At 38.4% G+C, this 4,837-nt stretch carries 1 protein-coding gene; it reads right to left on the reverse strand.

Features of this window, described 5'->3' with window-relative positions; genetic code table 11:
* Nucleotides 1–4,492, reverse strand: a 4,492-nt coding sequence (locus tag QM469_RS10435) for a hypothetical protein (RefSeq protein WP_414276797.1), incomplete at its 3' end; no start/stop codon positions are given.
* Nucleotides 4,493–4,837: the final 345 nt, after the last annotated feature.

Below are 4,837 nucleotides of genomic sequence, written 5' to 3' on the forward strand. Positions count from 1 at the left end.
TAGGAAGATCTTTCAAGTTACCGATTGAATCTTCTGCTTTTGGTTCAGTTCCTTTATCTACAGTTTGAGCTTTTGGTGTTGGCTCGTTCTTATCTGCATCTGTTGGTTTTTTAGTTACAAATTCTGACAATGGTTTTGTATCTGTTGAACCATCTGTATATGTTACGACAAGATTTCCTTTGTCATCTTTTGTGACTGATTTAATCTTAGTCTTAGCATCTTCAGCATCTACAGTTTTACCTTTTTTGTCTGCAAAGTTGGCATCATCATTAGTTTGAGCATACTCAATTTGCAGTTTTTCTTTGATTTTATCTAACTCAGCGTCTGTTACCTTAGTTGGATCTGCTACTTCAACTTTATCAGCTGGAGCTGGAGTTGCTATATCGTATTTAGATGTTTGATTTTTAACTACAAATCGAACATATCCTGGTTTTTCTTTAGCGTTAGGATCTACATCTAGCGCTCTGTAATCAGTGTTTGAAAGTTCGCCATTGTTGTCTTTAGAAACGATAAAACTTGTCCACTCTTGACCAGCTTTAAGGTTTGTAGTACCAGTCATCTTGATAGTAGCTGATGTCTTATCTTCAGATACTGAACCTTCTCCAGTCACTGCGCCATTTTCAACTTTACCTGTTGTAAATCCATATTTATTCGCGTTATTCCATGAAACATCTCCAGGTCCACGTAGGTAAAGATCTTTAACTTCTTTTTCATCTGTACCTTTGAAAGTTAGATCAGTGTTTTCACCTGTATAAACATAGATTTGTTTATTAGCTTCATTTGAGTATGGAACTTCTACTTTTGGAGCTACGTTTACAAATTCAGACAATGGTTTTGTATCTTTAGAACCATCTTTATAGGTTACAACAACATTATTTCCATCTTTTTCTACTTTATCAACAACTTTTGAAGCATCTTCTACTTCTTGACCTTTTTTGTCAGCTAAACGTGCATCTGGATTGTTTTGAGAATATTCAACTTTAACTTTCTCTTTAATTTTTTCAAACTCTTTATCAGTAACATTGCTAGCATCTGATACGGTTACTTTATCAGCCGATGCTGGAGTTTTGATATCATATTTCTTAGTTTGTGCTTTTAATACGAAAGTTACTGCACCTGGATCAGTTAAGTAAGAACCAACAACCTCTCCATTTTTCTTAGTTTTGGTTGCATTATTAGAAATCTCTGCACCATCTGTATCTGTTGCTGTTGCATAACGTGTTACAAGCTCTAAAGAGTCGTTTTCTGTTTTTGGCAATCTATCATCAAGACCAGAAACTCGACCTGTTACTTTAATTTTTGCTGGTGTAGCAGTTTCAGAATTAATCGCTGTTACAGTATATCCAAATTCATTATCTTGTTTATCTGGATTACCATCAATATTATTTAAGGCAATATTTCCACCTTTTTTCAATGACGCTGATTTAATTTTTCCAGAATCATCGTTAAATGTAATTTCAACGTCAGCATCTTCTCCAGTATAAAGATAAACTTCTTTTTTGTTTGGAGCTGGATCTGAATACGGAATCTCTACTGTTGGAGCAACATTCGTACGTGCAAAATCTGTCAATGGTTTTGTATCTTTAGAACCATCTTTATAGGTTACAACAACATTGTTTCCTTCTTTTTCTACTTTATCAACAACTTTTGAAGCATCTTCTACTTCTTGACCTTTTTTGTCAGCTAAACGTGCATCTGGATTGTTTTGAGAATATTCAACTTTAACTTTCTTTTTAATTTTTTCAAACTCTTGATCAGTAACATTATTAGCATCCGCTACAGGAAGTTTTTCCTCTGGAACCTTAATATCATATTTCTTAGTTTGAGCTTTTAATACGAAAGTTACTGCACCTGGGTCGGTTAAGTAAGAACCAACAACCTCTCCATTTTTCTTAGTTTTTACCGCAGTATTATTGATTAATGCTCCATCAGTATCAGTTGCAGTGGCAAAACGTGTTACAAGCTCTAAAGAGTCGTTTTCTGTTTTTGGCAATCTATCATCAAGACCAGAAACTCGACCTGTTACTTTAATTTTTGCTGGTGTAGCAGTTTCAGAATTAATCGCTGTTACAGTATATCCAAATTCATTATCTTGTTTTTCTGGGTTCCCATCAATATTATTTAAGGCAATATTTCCACCTTTTTTCAATGAAGCGGATTTAATTTTTCCAGAATCGTCGTTAAAGGTAATTTCAACGTCAGCTTCTTCTCCAGTATAAAGATAAACTTCTTTTTTATTCGGAGCTGGATCTGAATATGGAATCTCTACTGTTGGTGCTACGTTTTCACGTGCAGGATTTACAACTACAGTAACTTCAATCTCGTCTGACTCTTTACCTTGGCTATCAACAGCTTTATACTTAACTGTGTAAGTGCCTTGGGTATTTGTATCGACGGTCTTAGTTGCTGTGTTACCATTTACTGAAACAACTTCAGCATGGACCTTATCACCTAGTGTTGCTTGGGCATCATCTTCTTTATCTGCTACGGTCACAAGAGATGCAAGGTCAAGTTGAGCACCTTGAGTAACAGTTTTTCTGTTTCCTTCAACAGCTGATGCGATAGTTGGAGCTTGGTTTTCTACTGAGCGTGATTGCCAGTCAGCCACACTTGAGAAACCACCTTCTACCACGTTTGAGATTGCTGCTACTTCTGTACCTGCAATCTTGTCAGCCATGGTAAGAACGATCGTATCTTGGAACTTACCGTGCTCAACTGATTTGACAGTTGCCTTATCTGATTTTTGTGATGTCCATGCAGATGAGGCATTATCACGTTTGACTGGAATCTCAACAGTCTCTCCAGCAGTATTTGTATAGCGCATGTAGGCAATTCCTGCATCATGAGGAACCTTAAGAGTAACCTCTTTTTGTCCTGCTACAACTGCAGCTTGGTTAGTAGTCAAGCTTGAAGGTTCAACAGTTGTTACACCAACAGATACTGGTACAGTACGACGGCTACTTTCTTCACCGTTAACTACTTGGCTTACCTCTACTGTTTGACGTGGTTTGATAGTTGTACCATCACCTTGGTTGTTGTTCAAGGCTGTTGGAAGCTCACCTGTAGTCCAGTTACCGCTACTGTCAACAGTGACATTGCCGATGTTTTGCTCTTGACCATCGATATAAATCTTAATAGTTGCACCTGGAACCCCTGTTCCTGAAAGAGTGCTTGAAGTTGAAGCTACAGTTTGAACAGGAACGTTGACAGAGGTGTTGGTCAAGTTTGGAGTCACACTTGGTGCAGCAACCTGACTAACCAGTTGCTTATCATATTTACCTGAGATAGCATACCAGTTGTTTCGTGGTAAGCCTGTTTTAGATTCAACTCCAGCAATATAAGAAATGGTCTGTGATGGGTCTTCAACTACAGTACGGTACTTAATAGTAACCATGCGCGCCTTAGTGTTGTTACCATAACTAAGGACATAAACCTTTTTAGTGTTGTTCATGACACCGCTAAGACCATTTACGTTGTTGTAGTCTCCCCCAACGGTATTCTTGACACGCCACTCAAGTTTATTACCAGCATCGATAAACTGCTGACCTTCTGCAGACGGCGAACCACCTGGTGTAACATTTCCATCCACCCAGCCATCGCGGGGGCCGTAAGCGCCGTTGTTATATTCTGTCACAACTTTATAAGGATCAGATACATTTTTAGGGATTGTAAAGTAGTAGTATCCTCCCATCTTATCGTACTGAGCCTCGTTAAAGGTTACCGTCCACTCCAAGACTGGACGACCTTGACCAGATGGGTCTGTAGCCACTGTTTTTCCATCGACTACCTCATAGTCTCCCAGCTGTCTGTACTCGATCTTAGCACGTTGAGTTGGATCTCCATCGTTTACTGTAGCAGTTCTGTCTTTATAAACGTACTTGATGTCTTTCTCTTCCGAAGAGCGATCTTGAGCACGTTCTTGTCCTGCTGCTCGACGGCTTCTTGACTTAGGTTGAGTGGCTGAAGTTTCTGCTGGAGCTGCCACTTTAACAGTTTGACTTGCTGTCAAGTTTGCAGTTGAACCATCTGCAAAAGTAACAACTACTGATCCATCTGCTTGGACTTGAACATCAGTCGCAGTAGGATTCACACCCTTAACAGCTGCCACTACATTTGCTTTTTCTTCATCTGTCAAAGCTGAAGAATCTGCTACCACTGTCAATGAAGGAAGCTGAACTCCATCTGCTTCCTTAGCTGTTTTTGCTGAGGTAGCTTCTGAACTTGTAGGATGTTCGGCAACCACTGGTGAAGTTGTTGATACCTCCACTGCTGGTGCTTTATACGTTCCTACTTCGTCACTAGAGCTTGCTTCAGCAGCTGAGTTGGCAGTTTTAGTCTCTACCTCCCCAGTATCAGCTGTGTCGGCCTTAACCGTTGGAGCTACCAAGGCTGCACCAACTGCAAAGACAAGCGAACAACCAAAAAGGAAATGTTTTCCTTTTTTAATCATACGCCAGTTCTTCTGCTCTGCATTTTTACGATTAAAATACATCACATTATCTCCTTTGTTTAAAAATAACTGCATGTCTTTTACATACAATTCAATTATACATCTCTTCTAGAAAATAGTCAATTAAAACAATTTTTGAACTTTCAAGTATTTTATAAACCCAAAACTACATATACACTGCCTTTTATCACTTAATATAGTTATCTAAAAATTAAGTAAAACAGGATTCTACACACACAGTTTTCTTCACTGGACCTTTTAGGCTCTATAATATTTGTAGTGGGTAAATCCCCTATGGATATTATGGAGCCTATTTTTGTGTAGAAAAAAAGTCCCATATGACCTATAATGAAAAGCGATCAAACAACTCATTAGAAAGAATCATAT

This window comes from Streptococcus infantis (assembly GCF_047464215.1).
GTDB classification, from domain to species: Bacteria; Bacillota; Bacilli; order Lactobacillales; family Streptococcaceae; genus Streptococcus; species Streptococcus infantis_P.